The organism is Streptomyces scopuliridis, assembly GCF_042790125.1.
GTDB classification, from domain to species: domain Bacteria; phylum Actinomycetota; class Actinomycetes; order Streptomycetales; family Streptomycetaceae; genus Streptomyces; species Streptomyces scopuliridis_A.
In genome coordinates, this window is record NZ_JBHTZS010000005.1 from 198,486 (window position 1) to 220,683 (window position 22,198).

The 22,198-nt window shown below is 72.4% G+C and carries 21 protein-coding genes; 3 read left to right on the forward strand and 18 right to left on the reverse strand.

All coding sequences use genetic code 11. The annotated features are described in order from the left end of the window. Nucleotides 1–27: 27 nt before the first annotated feature. From ACFRKB_RS10020 to ACFRKB_RS10085, 14 genes are all read right to left on the reverse strand, one after another. The gene (locus ACFRKB_RS10020; protein WP_383104818.1) at nucleotides 28–822 is read right to left on the reverse strand and encodes an enoyl-CoA hydratase/isomerase family protein; all 795 of its coding nucleotides are present in this window, start codon (nucleotides 820–822) and stop codon (nucleotides 28–30) included. Further along, nucleotides 819–1,604: an SDR family NAD(P)-dependent oxidoreductase gene (locus tag ACFRKB_RS10025; protein WP_383104820.1), complete on the reverse strand. Its 786-nt coding sequence runs from the start codon at nucleotides 1,602–1,604 to the stop codon at nucleotides 819–821. Before ACFRKB_RS10025 ends, ACFRKB_RS10020 begins: the two co-directional genes overlap by 4 nt. Beyond that, a complete protein-coding gene (locus ACFRKB_RS10030) occupies nucleotides 1,601–2,377 on the reverse strand; it encodes an SDR family oxidoreductase (RefSeq protein WP_383104821.1) in 777 nt (258 codons plus the stop codon). The genes ACFRKB_RS10025 and ACFRKB_RS10030 overlap by 4 nt, the downstream gene beginning before the upstream one ends. After that, nucleotides 2,374–3,603: an acyl-CoA dehydrogenase family protein gene (locus ACFRKB_RS10035; protein WP_383104823.1), complete on the reverse strand. Its 1,230-nt coding sequence runs from the start codon at nucleotides 3,601–3,603 to the stop codon at nucleotides 2,374–2,376. Before ACFRKB_RS10035 ends, ACFRKB_RS10030 begins: the two co-directional genes overlap by 4 nt. A 70-nt stretch (nucleotides 3,604–3,673) precedes the next feature. Then, complete coding sequence (locus ACFRKB_RS10040) at nucleotides 3,674–4,648, reverse strand: phosphotransferase family protein (protein ID WP_383104825.1); 975 nt, start codon at nucleotides 4,646–4,648, stop codon at nucleotides 3,674–3,676. Further along, nucleotides 4,645–5,847 carry an acyl-CoA dehydrogenase family protein gene (locus ACFRKB_RS10045; protein WP_383104826.1) on the reverse strand — a complete coding sequence of 401 codons (1,203 nt, stop codon included), beginning with the start codon at nucleotides 5,845–5,847 and terminating at the stop codon, nucleotides 4,645–4,647. The genes ACFRKB_RS10040 and ACFRKB_RS10045 overlap by 4 nt, the downstream gene beginning before the upstream one ends. A 31-nt stretch (nucleotides 5,848–5,878) precedes the next feature. Next, nucleotides 5,879–7,024 (reverse strand): thiolase family protein, encoded by a 1,146-nt coding sequence (locus ACFRKB_RS10050; protein ID WP_383104828.1) that lies wholly within the window; start codon nucleotides 7,022–7,024, stop codon nucleotides 5,879–5,881. Further along, the gene (locus ACFRKB_RS10055; RefSeq protein WP_383104830.1) at nucleotides 7,021–7,413 is read right to left on the reverse strand and encodes a Zn-ribbon domain-containing OB-fold protein; all 393 of its coding nucleotides are present in this window, start codon (nucleotides 7,411–7,413) and stop codon (nucleotides 7,021–7,023) included. Before ACFRKB_RS10055 ends, ACFRKB_RS10050 begins: the two co-directional genes overlap by 4 nt. A 5-nt stretch (nucleotides 7,414–7,418) precedes the next feature. Further along, complete coding sequence (locus ACFRKB_RS10060; protein ID WP_383104832.1) at nucleotides 7,419–8,207, reverse strand: enoyl-CoA hydratase/isomerase family protein; 789 nt, start codon at nucleotides 8,205–8,207, stop codon at nucleotides 7,419–7,421. A 109-nt stretch (nucleotides 8,208–8,316) separates the two neighbouring features. Next, a complete protein-coding gene (locus tag ACFRKB_RS10065; RefSeq protein WP_383104834.1) occupies nucleotides 8,317–9,372 on the reverse strand; it encodes an alcohol dehydrogenase catalytic domain-containing protein in 1,056 nt (351 codons plus the stop codon). 83 nt (nucleotides 9,373–9,455) lie between these two features. Next, nucleotides 9,456–10,589, reverse strand: a complete 1,134-nt coding sequence (locus ACFRKB_RS10070) for an acyl-CoA dehydrogenase family protein (protein ID WP_383104835.1) — start codon at nucleotides 10,587–10,589, stop codon at nucleotides 9,456–9,458. Between the two features lie 75 nt (nucleotides 10,590–10,664). Next, complete coding sequence (locus ACFRKB_RS10075; protein WP_383104837.1) at nucleotides 10,665–13,166, reverse strand: ATP-binding cassette domain-containing protein; 2,502 nt, start codon at nucleotides 13,164–13,166, stop codon at nucleotides 10,665–10,667. 11 nt (nucleotides 13,167–13,177) lie between these two features. Beyond that, nucleotides 13,178–14,110 carry a branched-chain amino acid ABC transporter permease gene (locus ACFRKB_RS10080; RefSeq protein WP_383104839.1) on the reverse strand — a complete coding sequence of 311 codons (933 nt, stop codon included), beginning with the start codon at nucleotides 14,108–14,110 and terminating at the stop codon, nucleotides 13,178–13,180. Nucleotides 14,111–14,279: 169 nt separating this feature from the next. Continuing rightward, nucleotides 14,280–15,080 carry an SDR family oxidoreductase gene (locus tag ACFRKB_RS10085; protein ID WP_383104841.1) on the reverse strand — a complete coding sequence of 267 codons (801 nt, stop codon included), beginning with the start codon at nucleotides 15,078–15,080 and terminating at the stop codon, nucleotides 14,280–14,282. Nucleotides 15,081–15,178: 98 nt separating this feature from the next. On the opposite strand from ACFRKB_RS10085, the gene ACFRKB_RS10090 reads away from it, so the two are divergent. Continuing rightward, nucleotides 15,179–16,219 carry an NAD(P)-dependent alcohol dehydrogenase gene (locus ACFRKB_RS10090; RefSeq protein ID WP_383105121.1) on the forward strand — a complete coding sequence of 347 codons (1,041 nt, stop codon included), beginning with the start codon at nucleotides 15,179–15,181 and terminating at the stop codon, nucleotides 16,217–16,219. Nucleotides 16,220–16,269: 50 nt separating this feature from the next. Here ACFRKB_RS10090 and ACFRKB_RS10095 read toward each other — a convergent pair whose 3' ends face one another. After that, entirely contained in the window at nucleotides 16,270–17,430 is a 1,161-nt protein-coding gene (locus ACFRKB_RS10095) for a phosphotransferase family protein (RefSeq protein ID WP_383104843.1), read from the reverse strand. A 93-nt stretch (nucleotides 17,431–17,523) separates the two neighbouring features. Next, on the reverse strand, nucleotides 17,524–18,432 hold the full coding sequence (locus tag ACFRKB_RS10100) for an endonuclease/exonuclease/phosphatase family protein (protein ID WP_383105123.1): 909 nt from the start codon (nucleotides 18,430–18,432) through the stop codon (nucleotides 17,524–17,526). A gap of 324 nt (nucleotides 18,433–18,756) precedes the next feature. Between ACFRKB_RS10100 and ACFRKB_RS10105 the strand changes: the two genes are divergently transcribed. Further along, complete coding sequence (locus ACFRKB_RS10105; protein ID WP_383104844.1) at nucleotides 18,757–19,452, forward strand: M23 family metallopeptidase; 696 nt, start codon at nucleotides 18,757–18,759, stop codon at nucleotides 19,450–19,452. 128 nt (nucleotides 19,453–19,580) lie between these two features. Beyond that, nucleotides 19,581–20,462 carry an SAM-dependent methyltransferase gene (locus tag ACFRKB_RS10110; RefSeq protein ID WP_383105124.1) on the forward strand — a complete coding sequence of 294 codons (882 nt, stop codon included), beginning with the start codon at nucleotides 19,581–19,583 and terminating at the stop codon, nucleotides 20,460–20,462. Nucleotides 20,463–20,570: 108 nt separating this feature from the next. Here the strand turns inward: ACFRKB_RS10110 and ACFRKB_RS10115 are convergent, their stop codons facing one another. After that, nucleotides 20,571–21,275 (reverse strand): type 1 glutamine amidotransferase, encoded by a 705-nt coding sequence (locus ACFRKB_RS10115; protein WP_383105126.1) that lies wholly within the window; start codon nucleotides 21,273–21,275, stop codon nucleotides 20,571–20,573. Between the two features lie 35 nt (nucleotides 21,276–21,310). Next, on the reverse strand, nucleotides 21,311–22,183 hold the full coding sequence (locus tag ACFRKB_RS10120; RefSeq protein WP_383104845.1) for a M23 family metallopeptidase: 873 nt from the start codon (nucleotides 22,181–22,183) through the stop codon (nucleotides 21,311–21,313). Nucleotides 22,184–22,198: the final 15 nt, after the last annotated feature.

Consider the following 22,198-nt stretch of genomic DNA (forward strand, 5'->3'; position numbering starts at 1 on the left):
GGTGGGCTCCATGGTTGAGGTGCGGGATCAGGGTCCGGGCGCGACGCGCGTGAAGTCGGGCGGCCGCTTGCCGAGGAAGGCGGCGACACCCTCGCGGCCCGCGTCGGAGACCGCCGCGGTGGCGAGCGCGCGAGCCTCCCGGTCCAGGTGCGGGCCGAGGTCCGAGGCCAGACCGGAGGCGACAAGCCGGCGGGTGGCTCCGAAGGCGGCGGTGGGACCGCGGCGCAGGGCCTCGGCCGTACGCGTGGCCTCGGCCGCCAGCCGGCCGGCGGTGACGACCCGGCTCACCAGTCCGATCGCGGCGGCTTCCGCCGCCGGTATCCGGCGGTTCGTCAGCAGCAGGTCCAGGGCTCGCTTGGGGCCGATGAGGCGGGGCAGCGACCAGCTCACTCCGGCGTCCGGCGCGTAGCCGACTCCGGTGTAGGCGGTGGTGAAGGAGGCGTTGTCGGCGGCGAGGGTCACATCGGCGGCCGCGGCCAGCCCGATGCCCGCGCCCGCGACGGCGCCCTGGACGGCGGCCACCATGGGCGCGTCGATCGCGGCGAACGTGCGCAGGGCGTCGTGCAGCGCGTCGGTGACCGCGACGAGGTGTTTCTCCAGCGCCTCGCCGGAGAGGCGGGAGAACTCCCTGAGGTCGCCGCCGACACAGAAGGACCTCCCCTCGCCGGTGAGCAGGACGGCTCGTACCGCCCGACGCTCGCAGGCCCGCGCCGCGTCGAGGAGGGCGCGCGCCGTCGCCAGGCCGATGGCGTTGCCCGCCTCGCCACGGCGCAGGGTGACGCGGGCGAGGCCGCCGTCCTCGATCTCGATGCCGACGCTCATCGCGCGGTCCATCCGCCGTCGACGGTCAGGACCTGCCCGGTGCAGTACGAGGAGGCGTCCGAGGCCAGGAAGAGCAGCGCACCGTCGAGTTCATGGCCGTCGCCGCCGCGGCGCAGCAGTGTGTTGCGCTCGACCCAGCGGCCGGAGCGCTCGTCGCCGAAGAGGTCCGCGGTCATCTCGGTGCGGAACCAGCCCGGAGCCAGTGCGTTGACGCGGACGCCGTCGCGGCCCCACTGACCGGCCAGCTCGCGGGTCAGGCCGATCAGCCCGGCCTTGGACGCCGCGTAGCCGGCACCGCCGAGCGGGGCGGCGGAGACCAGGCCGAGGATGGACGAGACGTTGATGACGCTCCTGCCCCCGACGGGCGCCTCCGCGTGGGCGGGGGCCTCGGCGGCGAGCCGGGCGAGGTGGAACGGCGCGGTGAGGTTCACACCGAGCACTTCGGCGAAGGTGTCCGGGGATTCGTCCTCGGCACGTCTCTCGCCCGAGGTGGCCGCGTTGTTGACCAGGACATCGACACGACCGGTGGTGGTCAGGGCCGTCTCGACCAGCCTCGCCCGGTCGGCGGCCAGCGAGACATCGCAGGCGACGGGGTGGATACGCGCGTCGGCGTCGGCGAGTTCCGTCAGCCGGCCGACGCGACGGGCGGCGGCGAACACGGTGGCGCCGGCCCCCGCGAGTACGGTGGCGAACCGTGCGCCGAGCCCCGCGGAGGCCCCGGTGACGATCGCCGTCCTGCCCGCCAGCGAGAACAGCTCGGACGCGGGTCGCGGTGCGCTCACTCGGCCACCCCGATCGGCAGGGCGGTCGCGCCGCCGTCGAGCACCAGCGTCTGGCCGGTCATCCAGGAGGAGGCGTCGGAGGCGAGGAACAGCGCCGCGTTCGCCACGTCCTCGACCGTGCCGAGCCGCCGCATCGGCAGTCTGGCGGTGAGGACGGGCTCGCGGACCTCCCACACCGCACGCGCCAGTTCCGTCTTGACCAGCCCGGGGGCGATGGCGTTCACCCGTGCCCGCGGCCCGAGTTCGTAGGCGAGCTGCCGGGTCATATGGAGCATGGCGGCCTTGGTGGCGTTGTAGTAGCCGATGTGCGGATCGACGATCAGCCCGCCGACGGAGGCGATGTTGACCACCGTTCCCCCGTGTTCGGCCATCCAGGCCCGCCAGGCGCAACGGGTCCAGGCGATCATCCCGTACTGGTTGACCCGTACGGTCTTCTCCGCGCGCGGCAGGTCCAGGTCGACCAGGTCGCCGTTGTACGGGTTGGTCGCCGCGTTGTTGACGAGAATGTCGACCCGGCCGAAACGGGTCATCGTCTCGTCGACGCAGGCCGCGGCCTGGTCGGGTTCGCCGGCGTTGGCCACGACCGTGTGCACGTCGCCGTCGCCGTCGACGCGCAGCAGTTCCTCGCGGGCCTCGGCGAGCCCTGCCGCCTTGCGGGCCGCGATCACCACCTGCGCGCCGGCGGCCCGGTAGGCGGCGGCGATACCGAGGCCGATGCCACGGGATCCACCGGTGATCACGGCCACGCGGCCGTCGAGGATTCCGGCGCTCACGCTGCCCCTGCCTTCGTGCCGCTCTTCTCGTACCGGGCGAGTTCCTGGCGTGCCACGGTGCGCAGATGGACCTCGTCGGGGCCGTCGGCGATGCGCAGCGCCCGGGTGATGGCGTACAGCCGGGCCAGTACGGTGTCGTCACTCACCCCTGCCGCTCCGTGCGTCTGGACCGCGCGGTCGACCACCTGGTGGGCGACCTCCAGCGCCGCCACCTTGATCGCGGCGACCTCCATACGGGCGCCGGCGTTGCCCACGGTGTCCATCAGCCAGGCGGACTTGAGGACGAGGAGGCGCAGTTGCTCGATCTCGATACGGCTGCGGGCGATCCATTCGCGCACCACGCCCCGGTCGGCGAGCGGTCCGCCGAAGGCGACGCGTTCGGTGGCGCGCTCGCACATCAGCCGCAGGGCACGCTCGGCGAAGCCGACGGCGCGCATCGCGTAGTGCATGCGCCCGGGGCCGAGCCGCCCCTGGGCGAGCGCGAAGCCCTCCCCCTCGCCCCTGAGGATGTTCTCCACCGGCACGCGGACGTTCTCGAAGAGCACGTCACCATGTCCGAGCCGGTCTCTGTAGCCGAACATCGGCAGGTCGCGCAGGACCGTGATGCCCGGCGTGTCACGGGGGATGAGCAGCATGCTCTGTTGCCGGTACGTGGGCGCGTCCGGGTCGGTCCTGCCCATCAGGATGATCAGCTCGCAGTCGGGGTCGAGAATCCCGGAGGTGTACCACTTGCGACCGTTGACGACGTAGCTGTCGCCCTCGCGCGTGACGCGGGTCCGGATGTTGCGGGCATCGGAGCTGGCGACCTCGGGTTCGGTCATCGCGAAGCAGGAGCGGATCTCGGCCTCCAGCAGGGGCCGCAGCCAGCGCTCCTGCTGCTCGGACGTGCCGTACAGGGCGAGCAGCTCCATGTTGCCCGTGTCGGGCGCCGAGCAGTTGAACACCTCGGGGCCGATGAGGGAGCGGCCCGCCAGTTCGGCGAGCGGCGCGTACTCCAGGTTGGTGAGTCCCGCCCCCCACTCGCCGTGCGCCATGAAGAGGTTCCACAGGCCCTCGGCGCGCGCCTTCTCCTTCAGCTCGGTCATCACCGGTGGCAGCGCGTGCGGGTCGGCCACCTCGGCCAGCTGCCTGTCGTAGACGGCTTCGGCGGGAAAGACGTGCTGTTCCATGAACGACCGCATGCGGTCCTGGAGTTCACTCGCCCGTGGCGAGAATCCGAAATCCACGATTGCTCCTCTTCGCCGGCGACGGGCCCGGCGTACGCCCAAGTGCTGTGGTGTGTGTGGTCGGCGCGGATCAGCCGAGGATGTCGCGCGCCGTGCGGATCATCGCGGCGATGGTGGGCGGCAGTCGCTCCTGGTCCGGGTCGTGGTGCTTGCCCTCGCGGTGCCGACGCAGGTTGTGGCCCATGATGGCGGCCATCTTCATGCGGGCGAGGGCCCGGAACCAGTCCATCCCGGGCAGCGCGGGACGGCCTTCGAGGTAGGTGTCCAGCAGTTCGCTCTCGGTGGGCAGGCCGGGCACGGCGCGACCGAGCCGGGGGAAGTTGCGGTGGTCGGCGAAGAGCAGGAACCAGCCGAGGTCGACGCGCGGGTCGCCGACGCTCCAGATCTCCCAGTCAACGACCGCCACCGCGCGCGTGCCGGAACACAGCACATTGCCGAGCCGGAAGTCGCCGTGCAGCAGCACCGGCGGGAGGCCCGCGGGCACGTCGGCGGCAAGGCGTCGCAGCAACTCCTCACCTCCCGGGCGCAGTTCGGCCGGTACCGCCCGCAGGGTGCGCTGCCACCGCGCCAGCTCGCCGGGCGCGTCGAGCGGTTCGGGCGCGTCGAGCCCCGGGGTACGGACACCGGTGCCGTGCAGCCGCCGCAGCACGGAGGCGATCTCCAACATCCGCGCCGACGCCGTCGCGGCGGGCACCTCCGGCTCGTCGAGTACCGGCTCGACGGCCTCCCCCTCGGCGAAGTCCATGGCGAACCAGGCGGGTTGTGCCTCGTCGACGGCCGCGACGCCCGGCACCGGCACCGCGGAGGCGGCCAGCGCGCCCAGCACCCGCGCATGACGCAGCACGTCGTTGCGGCCGATGGGGCGCTGCCCCGGGGGCACCGCCTTGATGACGTAGGCCGCGTCCCCCGCGGTGACCGCGTACGTCAGCCCCGAGTGGCCGCCCGGCAGAGGGGTCAGCTCACCGATGGACACCCCGGGACGCAGCGTGGCGAGCCGGGCCCGGACCCGTCCGGTCAGCTCCGGGACCGAGGTGGCCATGTTCATCGGGCGGGCTCCTTGGGCAGACCGAGCACACGCTCGGCGAGGATGGTGCGCTGGATCTCGTCGGTGCCGCCCGCGATGCTGTAGCCGGGCGCGCCGAGCAGGTGCTCCGTCCAGGCATAGGTGCCCCACTCCCCCGTGTCCGCGACGAGGCGCGGGCCGAGCAGTTCCGACACCAGATCGCTGGTGCGCCGCATGGTCTCCGTGGCGTACAGCTTGCCCACCGAGGCTTCGGCGCCCGGCTCGCGTCCGGCGACGAGGGCGCCGGTCACCCGCAGCCCGATGAGCCGTTGTACGAGGGCGCGGACGTAGAGGTCGGCGGCCTGCCGCTGTTCGCCGCCGGTGAGGGGAACGGACCGGTTCCGGGCCAGTCGCAGCGCCCGGTCGGCGTTGTCCAGGCCGAGGTTGCCGGAGTCGAGCCGTTCGGCGGCCAGCACGCTGAGTGTGACGCCCCAGCCCTCGCCGACCGGTCCGAGCCGGTCGGTGTCGGGTACGACGACACCGTCGAGGTAGACCTCGTTGAAGCTGGCGCCGCCGGTCATCTGCCGGATGGGCCGTACGGTCACGCCCGGGGCGTCCATGCGCACCAGAAAGACGGTGATGCCCGCGTGCTTGCGTACGTCGGGATCGGTGCGGCACACCGCGACCCCCCAGGTCGCGACCGGCGCGCCGGAGGTCCACACCTTGTGCCCCTGGAGCACCCAGTCGTCGCCGTCGCGCACCGCCTTCGTACGCACCGCGGCGAGGTCGGAGCCGGCCTCGGTCTCCGAGAAGAGCTGGCAGGCCAGCTCATCGGCGCGCAGCATGGGCCGCAGCCAGCGCCGCTTCTGTTCCTCGGTGCCCCAGATGCCGATCGCGGGGGCGACGAGCTGTTGCGTCACCGGGAAGATCTCGCTGCGGCGCGGCACGTCGAAGGCCGCTTCCTCGGCCCGGTAGAGCTGCTCGTAGTACCCGGGCAGGTCGCGCCCCCCGTATGTTTCCGGCCAGTTGAGCGCACCCCACCCCTGGTCGTAACGCGTGCGCTCCCACTCCTGGGTGCGGGCGGTGTGCTCACGCTCCTGCTGCCCGGTCCAGTTCTCGAACACGGCGACGGAGTCGGAGCCGCTGCCCCACTCCTCGTCGGCGGTACGAGGCCGGGCGACCGTGGCGAGCCACTGCCGGGCCCGCGCGCGGAACTCCTCGGGTTCCGGGATAGCGCTCATCTTCTTCCTGCACCTCGATTCGGCGGGGCGTTCAGCGGGACAGCACCGTGCAGGCGCTCACGCCCGGGGCGCCGTACACATGGGTGAAACCGACCCTGGGTTCGCCGGGGACCTGGCGTTCGCCGGCCCGGCCGCGCAGTTGCTGGACCACCTCATAGACCTGGCGCAGCCCTGAGGCTCCGATGGGTTCGCCGTTGGCGATGCAGCCGCCGTCGGTGTTGACCGGCAGCGCTCCGCCGATGTCCGTCGCACCTGAAGCGATCAGCCGCTCCTGTTCGCCGTCCTCGCAGAATCCGCACTCGGCCATGTGCATGACCTCGGCGCCGCTCTCGGTGTCCTGGAGCTGGCAGACGTCGACGTCGCCGGGGCCGGTTCCCGCCTCCTCGAAGGCGGCTGCCGAGGCATCGCGGCTGACACTGGTCAGCTCGCCCCCGGGTATCCAGGGGCTGAACACCTCGAACGAGCCGAAGCGCCGGGTGCGTACGGCCGCCGACCGCAGGGTGACCGTCGGGCCGTCCAGGGCGCGGGCGGCCTCGGGCGAGCAGAGGACCAGCGCGGCGGCGCCCGCCCCCGGGGAGCAGAACATGTAGCGGGTCAGCGGGTCACTGACCATGCCGGAGTCCAGGATCTCGGTGGCGGACACCGGCGTGCGGCGCCAGGCCTCGGGGGTGCGGGATCCGTTGCGGTACGCCTTCTCGGCGACCAGTGCGAGGGTCCCCGGCGTGATCCCGTGATCGTGCATATAGCGCTGGATCTTCATGCCGAAGAACTGTGTGGTCACCATCAGCCCGTCGCTGCCGTACTCCTCGCCCAGTCCCCAGTCCCCGGGCCGTGGGTCGAAGGCGCCGCGCGGGTGCTTGTCGAAGCCGACGGCGAGGACGACGTCCGCCATGCCGGAGCGGATCGCGTTCACGGCGGAGATCAGTGCGCTGCCGCCGGTCGCGCAGCCGTTCCTGACATTCACGAACGGCAGCCCGGTCAGGCCGAGTTGGGCCACCAGCGTATCGGCGAGCCCGGCGCTGTCGCTGCCGCCGAACGCGGCCCGCACCCGCGACCACTCGATCCCGGCGTCCGCCAGCGCGGCGTTCACCGCGCCGACCGCCAGCCGGCGGCCGGAGGCTTCCGTCCGGCCGAACGGGGTACGCCCGGCACCGCAGATCAGCACGTCAGTGCTCACGAGCCCTCCTCTCGGCCGGTGGTACGGCCGGTGGTGAGGCGGGCCCGGGGGACCCCGTCGCCCGCGGTCACCGTGAGGGGCATACCGATCCGGATCTCGTCCAGGTCGTCGACGTCGAGTACCGCCGCCACCCGTACGCCCTCCGCCAGCTCGACATAGCCGAGCGCGAACGGTACGAAGCCGCCCGACGGAGCCTGGTACGGCGGCGACTTGGGCGCGTACCGCTGCACCGTCCACGTCCACAGCGTGCCGCCGCCGGCCAGGGCCGCCGGGGAGGCGGGCCCTCCGCAGCGTGGGCACGCGTCGTCCGCGGGGTAGAACGCCACCGAGCAGCCGGTGCAACGCGAGCCCGGAAGCCCGGCGGCCGGACTCCGCGGATCCGTGGTCATCCGGATCAGCGCCCCTGCCACTTCGGTTCGCGCTTCTCCAGGAACGCCGAGACTCCCTCGTTCGCGTCCTCGGAGTTGAGCGCCACGCCGACGGCGAGGTGCTCCATCACCATCAGCGACTGGGTGTCGGCGTCCAGACTCCGGTCGATCGTCATCTTGGTGAGCCACATCGTGAACGGGCTCTTGTCGATGAGGTCGCCGATGAAGTCCTGGACCGTCTCGTCCAGTTCGCCGGCCGGGGCCGACCTGTTGATCAGGCCGAACTCGGCGGCCTCGGTGCCGGACAGCAGCTTGCCGGTGAGCATCAGTTCCTTGGTCTTGCGGATGCCGATCATGCGCGGCACCCGGTAGATCGGGCCGGCCCCGCCGAACAGCGCGCGGCGGATGTGGAAGTCACCGATCTTGGCGTCGTCCGCGGCGATGGCGAAGTCGCAGGAGATCATGATCTCGAAGCCGCCCGCGGTGACATGGCCCTCCAGGACCGCGACCGAGGGGGTCTTCATCGAGTAGAGGCGGTCGCACACCTTGGCGGACTTGACCGCGACGTCGATGGCGTTCGACTTGCCGACGTACTCCGCCTTCAGGCTGTCGAGGTCGAAGCCCGAGCAGAAGGTGCCGCCGCGACCGCGGACCACCAGAACCCGCAGCTCGGGGTCTTCGTCGACCTCGGTGATGATCTCGTCGAGCCGGTCCAGGATCGGCACCGTGACGCAGTTCTTCTTCCACGGGCGGTTGAGCCAGACCCGGGCGACATGGCCGTCACGCTCGAACTGGATCTCGTCTTCCACTGCCATCTCTGATCCTCCAAACTGAACTGAATTCACTACGAGTGTGAAGAGCGGGTGATCCACTGTCAACCCCCGCACCGAGATTGGCCCGGTGACGCCCCCCGGGCCCGCCGGATCAACCGCCGCCCGGCACCGGAATGTCGACGAGAACCTTGAGCCGCCGCCCGTCGCGGACGTCACGCAACCCCGCGCGGGCGTCGGCGAGCGGGATGTGGTCGAGCCAGCCGTCCATCGGGTAGTGCCCGGCGGCCATGTGCTCGATGACCCGCTCGAAGACGCCGTCGGGATACGCCTCGCAGCCCAGCAGGGCGAGCTCGGCCAGGCGCACCACGGAGGCGTCGATGGCGACCGGGCCCGAGTACAGAGCCACCATCACGACCGGCGACCGGGCGGCCACCGAGCGGATGGCGGTGTCCAGCGCCTCCGGCCGGCCCGCGCACTCGATGGCGGCGTCCACACCGCGGCCCCGGGTGTGCCGCATCACCCGCTCCACCACGTCGTCCGCGCCGGGATCGAGTACGCGGGCGCCATGCCGCCGCGCCGCCGCGCGCCGGGACGGCGAGGGCTCCACCACGACCACGTCGTGGACGCCGTGCGCCCTGAGCGCGAACAGCGCGCCCATGCCCACCGCGCCCGCCCCCGTCACCAGCGCGCTGCCCCCGGCGCGCACGCGGGCCCGCTCCACGGCGTTCAGGGCCACCGCCATGGGCTCGACCAGCGCGCCCTGTTCCAGCGAAAGGCTGTCGGGCAGCAGATGCACGGAGCCGGCCGGCGCGAGGACGTACTGGGCGAGTCCGCCGCCGGGAGAGGTCACCCCGATCGCCGCCAGCGCCGTGCACAGATGGGAGAGTCCGGATGTGCAGCGCGGGCACACCCCGCAGGTGCGGATCGGCCGGACGCAGACCCGGTCGCCCGGCGCGACCCGGCCGACGCCTTCGCCGCGGGCCACCACGGTCCCGGCGAACTCGTGCCCCAGCGTCTGCGGCAGGGTGGCACCGGTCAGCGGGTTGGGTTCGTGCGTGGCACGTGGCGTCTCGAAGTACTCGTGCACATCGGTGCCGCAGATCCCCGCGTACGCCACGCGGATCTTCACCTCGCCCGGCCCTGCCTCGGGCTCGGGCATCTCCTCGATCCGCAGGTCCTTGGCTCCGTACAGCCTGGCGGCCAGCATCGTTCCTCCTCGGGATCGCTTCCGTCCGGCACCCTGCCGTGCCATCGCACTGAATGAACGCGAACTGAATTGACTTCACTTTTTCAGCCGGCAGCCCCGGAGGCGAGACCGATGAGCCCGGCGAGCCGGGCGCGGTGCCCGCCCGCGGTGCCGAACAGGACTTCACCGCTGCGTGCCCGGCGTACGTACAGGTGCGCCGGGTGCTCCCAGGTGAAGCCGATCCCGCCGTGCAGCTGGACGTACTCGGCCGTCGCGAGGCGGAAGGTCTCGGAGCAGACCACGGCGGCGGCTCCGGCGGCCACCGGGAGCTGCGGCGACGCGACGGCGACACAGGCGGTCGCGTACGCGGACGCCGAGCGCGCCGCCTCAAGGGCGACCAGCACATCGGCCAGCCGGTGCTTGACCGCCTGGAAGGAGCCGATGGGGCGCCCGAACTGGCGGCGTTCCCGGACGAATTCGACCGTGGCGTCCAGTACGCGGCTGCTGCCGCCGACCTGCTCGGCGGCGAGCGCGGCCCGTCCGGTGTCGAGGGTCGCCGCCACCTCGCCCGACTCGCCGACGCGTGTGGCGGGCGCGCCATGGAACTCCACGAGTGCCTGGCGGCGCGTCTCGTCCAGGACGCGGCGCGGTGTCCGCGGGCAGCTGTCCGCGGTCGGCTCGCAGGCGAACAGCCGAGCACCGTCGGGTGTCCTGGCCCGCACCAGGATCAGATCCGCACCGGCGCCGTCGAGCACGAAGTCCGCCGCACCGCGCAGCACCCATCCCGAACTCCCCCGCTCGGCGCCGATGCTGGGCTCGTCGCCGTGGAAACCGGCCACGGTCGCGGTGAGCGCGCCGTTCGCGATCCGCGGCAGATAGCGCTCGCACGCCTGCCGGTCCCCGCTGTTCAGCAGGGTGTGCGCGGCGAGGACCACCGTGGGCAGCAGCGGGGCGCAGCACAGCGCGCGCCCGGACTCCTCCAGGGCCACGGCGAGTTCCGCGAAGGTGCAGCCGGACCCGCCGTACTCCTCGGGAATCGCCAGCCCGTGCACACCGATCTCGCCCGCCATCCGCGCCCACAGCGCTTCGTCGTGCCCGCGTGGGGTGGCCAGGTGCCCGCGGACATCCTCGGGCCCGCTCACCGAGGTGAAGAAGTCCCGCAGGACGGAGCGGAGTTCCCGTTGTTCCTCGGTCTCGGACAGCAGTTGGGGGTCGATCTCCGGGTGACGGGGGTGCATGGAGTCTCCATCGTGCTCGTGTCGTACCGGGGTGCTCGTGTCGTACCGAGGGGGGGAGGAGGGCAGGAACGGTCCTCAGCCCTGTGCGGCGGCCACCGGAGCGTCGTCCTGCCCGTCGAAGTAGGCCCGTTCGGCTCGGGCGAGGAACGTCGGGTCGGCGGGCTCGCCACTGACGGCGATGCCGCCCTCGTGCAGCACCACCACCTCGTGGCAGGCGGACGCCGCGCGGCCGAGCGACTGCTCCAGCAGGACGACGGTCATGCCCTCGCGGGCGAGCAGGCCGAGGCGGGCGTACACCTCGTCGACCATCGCCGGGGACAGGCCGAGCGCCGGTTCATCGACGATCAGCAGGCCGGGCCGCGCCATCAGGGCCCGCGCGATCGCCAGGATCTGCTGCTCGCCTCCGGAGAGTCCGGCGGCGGGCATGCCCATCCGCTCGCGCAGCCGCGGCGGCAGCCACCCGGCGGTCTCCTTGAGCCGCGCCCTCAACTCCGCTCCCCTGACGCCCGCGGCGTACGCGGCGACCTCCAGGTTCTCCCGCAGGGACAGGGTTTTGAACAGTGCGCGGCCTTCGGGCACCAGCGCCGTACTCAGGTCTCCCCGCACCGCGCGCCGGCCCCGGGTGGGCGCGAGCGTACCGTGCAGGATCCGGCCCAGCGTGCTCTTGCCCGCGCCGTTGGCCCCGACGACGCCGACCACGCTGCCCCGGGGAATGGTGAGGTCGAGCCCGCGCAGAGCGGTGATCCCGCCGTAGGCGTGGTGCACACCGTGGAGTTCCACGGCGGCGCCTTCGGTACCGTCCCGGCGTGGGAGTTCGCCCCGCGCACCGCTCTGGCCCAGGTAGGAGGAGCGCACCCGGGGATCGTCCAGGATCTTGCCGGGCTCTCCCTCGCCGATCGGGCGGCCGAAGTCGAGGGCGACCACGCGGTGGGCGACGGCGAACAGATCGTCGAGGACATGGTCGATGATCACAACAGCGGTGCCGCGCTCCTGCTGCCGTACGATCTGGCGCGCGAGCAGGGTGCGTTCACCGGCGTCGAGACCCCCGAACGGCTCGTCCAGGATGAGCAGTTCGGGCTCCTCGGCGAGCGCCCTGGCCAGGTCCAGGCGTTTGTGCAGGCCGAATGGCAGCTCGTCCGGGTAGCGGTCCGCGACGTGCGCGAGGCCCACACTGTCCAGCAGTTGGACGGCTCTGGCACGGTTGTGCGCGGTGATACGGCGGCGGGTGCAGAGCACGTTCTCCATGACGGTCAGCTCGCCGAACGTCTCCGCGTGCTGGAAAGTGCGCCCGATGCCGAGCCCGCGACGGGCGGTGGCGCGGGTCTTCAGCAGGAATCCGCCGTCGTACCGGGCGCTGCCCGCCACCCGTCCGCCGCCGACGAGCCCGGACAGCACGTTCAGCAGTGTCGTCTTGCCTGCGCCGTTGGGCCCGATGATCGCGAGGGTCTCACCGGCGCGTACGGACAGCGAGGCGCCTTCGAGTGCCCTGAGGCCGCCGAAAGTGACCGCCACCTCGTCAAGTCGCAGCAGTTCGGGAGCTGTTGCCGGGGGTGCGGGCACGGACCGCGGGGCCTCTTCGGGAGGCGCCGCCGGAGCCGGGGACCGCTGGGCGGAAGGCCGCCGCGACCGGCGGACGAGCCGCCCGAGGAAGGGCACCACTCCGCCCGGCAGGAACAGCAGCGCGCCGATGAGCACGACCCCTTGGAGGACGGGCTGCGCCACACCCACACTCTCGGCGGCCGCGGGCGCCCAGGTCAGGTACGCGCCACCGACGACCGCGCCCAGCACCTTGCCCGCACCGCCGAGCACGCACGCGGCGATCAGCGAGATCGCCAGTGTCAGCGAGAACGGGTCCGGGCTGACGAACCCGACGACCAGGGCCAGCAGCACTCCGGCCAGCGCGGCGAACGCGGCACTCACCGCGAAGGCGAGCGCCGACTGGGCCTCGGGCGCGATGCCGATCGAACGGGCCGCCATCGGATGGGACTTGGCCGCGACCAGCCGCATCCGCAAGGCGCTGGGACGGGCCAGCGCCGCCACCGCGAGCGCGATCCCGGCCACGCCCACGGCGATGTACTGCGCCTGCGTACCGGCGCTGGCCAGGGTGCCGAGGCCCAGTGCGCTGTCCAGCCTCTCCATCGCGATGCCCTGGTCACCGCCGGTCACGCTGGTCCACTGGCCCATCACCTCCAGGGACACCATGGTGAACGCGAGCGTCAGCAGGGCCACGTACAGCATCGAGAACCGCGCGCCCGCGGACCCCAGGAACGCCCCCAGTGCCGCGCCGCATCCGGTCGCGCCGAGCACCACGACCTCCAGCGACCAGCCGTGCGTGCTCCCGTACGCCGCGAAGTAGGCGCCCAGGGCGAAGAGCGCGGGATGTGCGATGGACCAGATGCCGGCCCACCCGGCGAGCAGATTGACCGAGAGGACGAGAACGGTGTAGACGGCCGCGAGCCCCACGGAGTACGCCTGGTACGGAGGGATGGCTCCGGCGTTCAGTACGACGATGAGCACGGCCGCGGCGAGCGGCCCGAGCGCCGCCTTGGCGAGGTTGGTACGGCTGACGACGGACATGGACCGCTCCCTCAGACCCGCTGGAACGTGCGTACGCCGAACAGCCCCTGGGGGCGGATCAGCAGCACGAGGATGGTGAACGAGAACACAAAGCTGTCGCGGTAGCCGGCCGAGACGTAGCTCGCGGCCAGGTTGTCCAGCACGCCGACCGTCAGCCCGCCGATGACAGCGCCGTACATGCTGGTCAGACCACCGAGGAAGATCCCGGCGAAGGCGCGGAACAGCGGTGCGCTGAGCACGGTCGGCACCAGTCCGGCCCGCGGCGCGTAGAGGAAGGCGGCGAGCGCGGCGAGACCGAGGCCGAGCGCCCAGGCGATCCGGGCGATGCGCTGCGAACCGAGCCCGAGGATCTGAGCGGTGTCGGCGGACTCCGCGACGGCGCGCATGGCGGAGCCGATGGTCGTGCGTCCGAAGAGATACGCCACCAGCGCCATGGCGACGGCCGCCACGGCGATGGTCAGCAGACTCTGCGTGGGTATCGCCGAGTCCCCGAGCGAGACGGATCCCTCCACCAGGCTCGGGAAGAGCCGTGGCTGGTCGTCCCAGATCGTGCTGATGACGCTCTCGGCGATGAGCGAGACACCCATGGTCATGACGAGCGCGGAGAGCAGTTCGCCCTGCGCGAGCCGTCTGATCACCGTCTCACGGGCGACCAGGCCGGTCGCCGCGGTCACGACGATCGCGGCCACCGCGGTCAGCAGCAGCGGCATGCCCCTGTCGTACAGCGTCAGCGCGGCGTACAGCCCCACGGTCGCCAAGCTGGCGAGCGCGAAGTTGACCACGTCCGTCGCGCGAAAAATGATCACTAGCCCGAGGCCCATGAGGCCGTACACCGCGCCACTGGCCAGACCACTCACCAGGACGAGCAGGAACTGATCCACGTCGACCGTCTCCTCGCGCCGGGCGCCCGCGCGCCCCGCCACCTCAGCGCTGTCTGAGCGCATTGCAAACTGAACTCAATTCGTGAACGGTAAGCATCGGGTCCCGGGCGGGCAATACCCCTGCACGAGTTGATTGGACAGGACAGGAGGGAACGGCCGTCCGAGCCCCCGCCCCCAGCCGCCGCACCGCGGACCCGGGGCTCAGACCGGGGGCCCGTACGAGCGGGCCCGCTCAGGCCGTGAAACGACCGCCGTTGGCGAGCAGTACCGCGCCGACCAGGTTCGCCGCGGCGTCACTCGCCAGGAACAGGGCGATGTCGGCGATCTCCTCGGGCGTCGCGTACGCGCGCACCCGCGGATCCGCGAAACCGGTGCGCAGCGCCTCGGGCGTACGCGCCGCCATCCCCGTCTCCGTCGGTCCGGGCGCGACCACGTTCACCCTGATCCCGGACGCGATGGCCTCCTTGGCCACGGCCTGGCTCAAAGCGTGCACACCCGCCTTGGACGCGGCGTAATGGGGATAGCCGACGGGGGTGTCGAAGGCCGACGAGGAGCCGACGACGACGATGGCACCCGCCCCGGCCTGGCGCATCGCCCGGATCCCGGCGCGCAGCACATGGAACGTGCCGTCCAGGTTGACCCGCAGGACGCGCCGCCAGGCCGCGTCGGTGAGCCGGTCGGTCACCTCGGGCGGGCGGCCCTCGACCAGCGCGTCCGCGATCCACCGCTTGGCCTCCGGGTCGTCGACCCCGGCGGCGTGCACCAGGACGTCGAGCCGGCCGTGTTCCCGCAGTACGTCCTCGACGGCGCCGTCGACCTCGGCCGCGTCCGCCACGTCGAGTGCGACCGCCCGGCCGGCGGGCAGCTTCTCCGCGACGGCCGCGGCGGCCTCATGGTTCACGTCGGCCAGCACAACCGCCCGCACCCCGTCGGCGGCCAGCTGCCCGGCGACAGCCGCACCCATGCCCGAGCCGGCTCCCGTCACCATCGCGATCTTCCCCGTGAACCGGCCCGGTCGCGTGTCCCCGCTCATCCCGGCACTCCCTCTCGACTGAATTCCGATACTGAACTGACTTCGTCTCTGTTATGGTCGCCGTCGTCGTCGAATTGACAAGACCCTGGACGGTGAGCGTGAAGGCGGTGCGGCTGACGGCCTGGGGACGGGAACCGGCGCTCGCCGACGTCGAACGGCCGGTCCCCCGCGAGGCCGAGGTGCTGGTACGGGTGGAAGCCGCCGGACTCTGCCACTCCGATGTGCATGTCGTGGACGCGGCGCCGGGCGCGCTCCCCTACCGGCCGCCGTTCACCCTGGGCCACGAGGTGGCCGGGCACGTCACGGCCGTCGGGCCTGACGCCTCCGGGCCGGCGGTGGGTGAACGCGTCGCGCTCTACGGTCCGTGGGGCTGCGGGGGCTGCGCCCGCTGCGCCTCCGGCCGGGACAACTACTGCGACCGACGCGGCGACCTCGGCTGGCACGGGGCCGGCCTCGGCCGCGACGGCGGGATGGCCGAGTACGTCCTCGTACCGTCCGTCCGCCATCTGGTGCCGATCGGCGACCTGGCGGCCCGGCAGGCGGCCCCGCTCACCGACGCGGGCCTGACCTCCTACCATGCCGTCGCCGGACTGCGGCACTCGCTCGGCGAGGGCACCACCGCGGCGGTCATCGGCATCGGCGGGCTCGGTCACCTCGCGGTCCAGATCCTGCGCGCGATCACCCCGAGCCGTGTCCTCGCGGTCGACATCCGCGAGGAGGCCCTGGCCCTCGCACACCGGTCCGGCGCGCATGCCGGCACCCTCCTACGGGCAGACACCGCCCGCACGCTGAGGGCGCGAACCGGCGGCGTGGGGGTGGACGCCGTGCTCGACTTCGTCGGCAACGGGGCGACCCTGGAACTCACGGCCGGCATCCTGCGCCCGGGTGGAGAGCTCGCGCTGGTCGGCAGCGGCGGCGGTCAGTTGACGGTACGCAAACCGGGCTTCCTGCCGCCGGGCTTCCGGCTCTCCCTGCCCTTCTGGGGCACCCGCCCCGAACTCACCGAGGTCATCGCACTGGCACGTGCAGGGGCGCTCCAGGTCGCGACGGAGGAGTACCCGCTGTCCGCGGCACCGGAGATCTTCGGTCGCCTGCGACGGGGCCGGGTACACGGGCGGGCCGTGCTGGACTGCTCGTAACGCCGACGGCTTCGTTCTCCGGGCTCCACCCGCGTCGCCGCGGTTCCGCGTCAGCGGCGCGCCGTGTAGGGCGGGAAAGCGGCCGGATCGGTGAAGTCCAGGTCCGCGTCGGGCCAGCGCCGGCGCAGCACGCCGGCTGTGCGGCGGGCCCAGCCGGCGAGGTGGGGGAGGGCGCGGTGGGAGTCGGCGGTGCGGGCCGCGGCCTCCAGCGTTTCGACGAGCTGGGGTCGGCTGTCGTCGCCGGGCGCGCGGGCGTCGAGCAGGGCGAACCGTTGCAGACGGGCGATCGCCCAGAAGACGCAGCCCGCCGCCAGACCGAATCCGTACCGCCGGTCGTCCTCGGCCTCGGGCACGCCGTCGGCCAGGGCGCGGCGGTAGTGGCCGGCCAGGCCGGTGGCGACGGGGTCGCCCACGGTCATCCACGCCGGACCGGGGACATGCAGGCAGACAGCGTCGGCCAGGGCGTGGGTGTAGCCGGCGGACTCGAAATCGATGAGGCGGGCGTCGGCGGGGCCGGACTCGTGGAGGAGGACGTTATTGGCCTCCGCGTCGCCGTTGCTGAGGGCCAGGAAGGGGCCGGGTTCGCTCAACTCGGCCAGTGCTGCGCCGAGTTCGCTCTCCACCGGTCCGGTGAGGGGTGCGCCGAGAGTCGTGGCGTGCCCGTATGCCTCGTGCCGGAACCGGGCGAACCGGCCCACATGGTCGGACGGCGGGTCGACCGGTCCGAGGGAGGTCCGCCGTGCCCGGTAGATGCCGGCGTGGCCGGCGGTGGCGGCGTTGAGTGCGCCGCGGGCGCGGGCGAACTCGGCCAGGCGGTCGGCGTGGGCTTCGGCGCCGTCACGACGGAGCAAGTGATCCAGGGCGGTGCGGGGCGCGAGGTCTTCCAGAACCAGGAGTCCCTTGGGCAGGTCGGCGGCGAGGACACGAGGGGCGAGGGACAGACCGAGGTCGTCGGAGAGGAACCGGAGCGCGGCCAGTTCGGCACGGAGTCGCCAGGGTTCGGTGCGGGTCCCGCCCGGACAGCTCCGCACCCACTTGACGACGACACTCCGGGGAACGGCCACCGCGCCGCGGAGCGTCGCACGCGCGACGGCCCAGGGTTCCAGGCGCCCCCAGGTGTCGACCCGCACGGGCGACGCGTACAGATCCGTCAGCAGGGCTTCGAGGATGGCGCGCTGGGGGTGCTGGGGGTGCGCTCCGGCGGCAGCCATCGTCGCAGTGTACGGCGTGTCCGGTAGGGGCGGGTCATGAGCGCTTTCAGGCCGGCTCCCTCACGAGACGGTCGCTGCCGCCGGAACGATCCCTCAGTCCAGCGTGATCCGGGCGGCGACCGGCAGGTGGTCGCTGCCGGTGGCGGGCAGGGTACGGATGTCGCGGACGGTGCCCGAGCGGGCCATGACCTGGTCGATCCGGGCCACCGGGAAGGCGGTGGGGAAGCTGAAGGCGAAGCCTCGTTCCGCCACGTTCATCTGTGAGGTCAGCGGGGCCAGTCCACGGTCGTCGACCGTGCTGTTGAGGTCGCCCAGCAGGATCACCGCTTCCGCCTTCTCGGCGGCGAGGGCCTTGCCCAGCAGGCCGGCGCTCTCGTCGCGCCAGGAGGACGCGAGGCCGCTCGCCCCGACGCGGACCGAGGGCAGGTGCGCGACATACACCGCGATCTCGCCGTACGGCGTGTGGACCACGGTCCGCAGCCCGCGACTCCAGTCCTCCGCGATCCCCCGGGGTTTGATGTCCAGCAGCCGGGTGCCGGTGAGCGGATGCTTCGACCAGAGTCCGACGGTGCCCCGGACCGCGCGGTACGGGTAGTCCGGGGCGAGGGTCGTCTCGTAGACCGTCAGCGCGGGAGGCACCAGTTCCTCCAGCGCGATGACATCGGGCCCGGCGTCGGCCAGAGCGCGCGCCGTGCCCGCCGGGTCGGCGTTCTCGTCGCTGACGTTGTGCTGCGCCACGAGCAGGTCGCGCGCGCCGGGCTCCGCCCCGCCCGGCAGGAGCAGCCCGCCGAAGAGATACGTCCAGGCAGCCACGGGGAGCAGCAGGGCCACCAGCGCGACGGCCGAACGGCGTAGCAGCGCCAGACCGAGCAGCACCACGACCACCAGGCCCAGCCAGGGCAGGAACGCTTCCAGCAAACTGCCCAGGCGGCCCACGGAGTTGGGCACAACCCGGTGAAACGCCAGCAGCCCGGCCGTCAGTACCGCGAGCGCGGCGAGCACCCGCCCGCGTGTCCGGACCGACCGGCCGCCCGCGTCCTCCTCCGCGTCCTCGCCCGGAGCCCACCGCCCGGCCCACCGGTGCGCCGCGCCCACCGTCGACGCCGCACCTCTGTCATCCCGCACCCGCTCCACCATGGCTTCCCATCCACTTGACCTTGCTCCCCAAGACGAGTCACCAGGTCAGTTCAGTTTCCGTTTTCCGGAAACCGTGTCCGGACCGGGCCGCGCGAGGTCTCTCGTCGGTACCATCGCGAGCGGATGCGCGGATGCGCCGTACTTGGGGGCGGTGGGTTCGTCCTCCCACTGTGAGAGGGGGTGTCGCCCGTGCCCGGTCCGGAGATCGAGGGTGTCGAGGTGTCGCTCCCGTTCACGGGACTGTGGCGCACGGAGAACAGTCCCGCCCGGCGGGTACCCAGCCATGGCACGGACCTCTTCGGCGGGCGGTACGCCATTGACTTCACGGCCGTGGACGAACGTCATCGGTCAGCCGCCGGCCGCGGCTGGCGGACCTTCCTCGCCACGGAACCGCCGGAACTCTTCCACGCCTTCGGCCGGCCCGTCCTGGCCCCCGTGGAAGGCGTTGTCGCCGCCGTGCACGACGGGGAACCCGATCACGAAGCCCGCCGGTCCCAGCCGGCGTTGGCGTCCTACGCGCTGAGCCAGGGCTCCCGGCTGCGCCGGGGAGTGGGCGCCGTCGCCGGCAACCACGTGATCATCTCCATGGCCGGGGGCGGGGTCCACCTCGCTCTGGCGCACTTCCGGAAAGGGACCCTCCGCGTATCCGTCGGGCAGCGGGTCGTGAGGGGGCAGCATCTCGCGGACTGCGGCAACTCCGGCAACTCGACCCAGCCGCACGTGCACATGCAGGCCATGGACAGTACCGACCTGTCCGTCGCCCGTGGTCTGCCCATGCTCTTCCGCCACTACCGCGAATGGGTATCCGGCCCCGGAACTCACCGGCTCGCCCACCGCGCCGTCCCGCGTGAACGCGCGGTGGTCGAACCCCTCCCCGGCAACTGAGCCCTGCCGGGACCGTGTGGCGTGTGCGGCGCGCGGGGTGAGAGTGCTGGGCGGGGCGGGAATCCGGGCGGCCGGTGTGGCTGTTTCCCGCGCGGTGGCAGCGGTGATACCTCACTATCGTGACCACCATGGAAGCGGACGACACACCCCAGAGCACTCAGACCGCCCCTACATCCGGAGAAGTCGGCGCCTCGTACGACGAGTTCGGCGACCTCTACGGAATGATCCTCGGCGACTCCGCCATCCACATCGGCATGTGGACACCCCCCGGCGGACCCGCCCGCGCCTCCACCCTCCTCGATCTGGCCAACCTGGCCATGGACCGGCAGACCGACCACTACATCGACGCGCTGGGCCTCGGCCCGCGGGACCACCTCCTCGACATCGGCTGCGGCACGGGCGGCCCCGCCGTGCGCCTCGCGCGCGCGACCGGCGCCCGGGTCACCGGAATCACCGTCAGCCACTCCCAGATCCCGCTGTGCGAAACACGGGCCGACGAGGCGGGACTGCGCGACCGGGTCGCCTTCGTCCACGGCGATGCCATGGAGCTGGGCGAAGAACACACCGACGCGTCGTACGACGCCGCCTGGGCCATCGACTCCTTCCCTCATATGTCCGACCGCCTCGCCGCACTGCGCCACGCCTGGCGGGTACTGCGCCCCGGCGGACAGCTGCTGTTCACCGAGTTCACCCGCCGCGGCGATCCCAGCCCCGAACACCTCGCCGTATACCGCGCGGTGTGGACCTCCCCACCGCCGCAGACCCCGGCCACGCTGCTGGAACGGACGGCGCGGGCCGGATTCGACCTCGTACGGGTGGAGGACCACACCCACAACATCATGGTGAGCGGCCAGCTCATGGACGTCCTCTACCGCGACCACCACGACGAGATCCTGGAACGTTACGGAGCCCGGACCACCGCGCAGATGGACGCCGCGATGCCACTGCTGCGCGAGTTCGTCAACGACCACCTCGGCTACTACGTCTTCCTGCTCCGCAAACCGCGGTGAGGCGGCGGACAGTCCGACCGCCGCCGCGTGTGCGCGGGCGCGCGCCCGGCCCGCTCCTCCCCCACGGCCGGGCCGGGGCCGTCTGCCGGAACACCGGCGGTCCCGGGATCAGCCGTGGGCGACGACTCCGGCGAAACGGCGGGTGAACGCGGCCCAGGCCGCGGACGAGACCGGTTCGTCGGCCACCGCACGCTCGTAGAGCCGGTCCGGATCGAAGCCTTGGGTCCGCAGCCAGTCCCGGTCCCAGCCGCGCACATCCGCCGCCACCGCCTCCGGATGGAACTGCACACCCCAGGCACACTCCCCCACACGGAACCCCTGATACCGGCAGCGCTCACTGTCCGCCAGCCACACCGCCCCCGGAGGCAGTTCGGCAATGGCGTCCACATGACGCTCGATAGCGGGCACCACCGCGGAGAGCCCGCCGAAAAGTGGATCCCGGCCCGCCTCGGCACGCAGCCGGACCGGCGTACTCCCGCACTCCGGCTCGCCGAACCGGCCCCTCACCCTGCCGCCCGCGACATGAGCGAGCAACTGACCGCCCAGACAGATGCCCAGCACCGGATTGCCGCCCTCCAGCGCCTGCCCGGTCAGCCGACGGACCGCCGGCAGCCACGGCGCACGCCCGTCCTCGTCCGGCAGGAAACCGCCACCGAGTACGACCAGAGCCCGGCTGCCCAGCGACACGGGCAGCGGCTCCCCCGCGTAGGCACGCACCACCTCCAGCCCCAGCCCGGCCTCCCGCAGCCAGCCACCCACACGACCGGGACCACCGCCCGGCGTGTTCTGCACCACCAGCACCTCCCGCCCCATGGGCGTGCTGTCCCCCGCACCGCGCCGCTCACCCCTCACGCCCGGCCCTCCTGTCCCGTGGCGGAACATGTGCCGGCCTCCCCGATGCCGACCGGCCGGCCCGGGGAGAAGTGGGTCAAGTCCTGCGGCACACCCCGGTGTTCGTTTCCCTCGTCGTCGCGGTAGTGCCACGCGAACGGCACACCCCGGGCCGTCATCACATCCGGGCCGTCCATCAACTGGAAGTGCAGATGCGGCTCCGACGAGTTCCCGGAGTTCCCGCACTCCGCGATCTCCTGCCCCGCCGTGACACGGTCGCCGACACCCACCCGGAGGGATCCGCGCCGCAGATGCGCGTACACCGCGTACACACCGTCACCGATGTCCAGCACGAGATGGTTCCCCAGCAGATGACACGGCCACCCCAGACTCCGGACAAAACTCTCCAGGTAGAGGAAGGCCAGGCCGGGCAGTGACATCCGGCCCAGGTGGTCGCGCTGTCGGCTCGCGGCCGCCACCACCACTCCGGCGGCCGGGGCGAGCAGGGGTCTGCCGAAGGACGGATAGGAACGCGGGCGCCGCACGACGGGCCACCACGAGTTGGCGGTCGGCGGTGTGTCCGCCTCGTCCTGGGGCGGGTCGTACTTCAGGTCGATGGCATACGTCTGGGCGTGGCTGTGCGTATGGCTCGGGACCTTCGTGGCCGGACCGTTGAGCGCCGTCCATCGCCCGGTGGCGGGCAGCAGGACCAGTACGGACTGCCGGTCGCGGGGCGGGCGCTGGGTGCGTACGAGGGCCCAGCGCAACAGCGTCCCCGCCGCGAGCAACGCGACACCCGTGTACCACAACGGCCCGATGCCCTGGGCATTCACCGCGACGCACAGCATCCCGGCACCGAACACCAGACCATGGCGCTTCCACAGCGTCACCGGCAGACACACCCC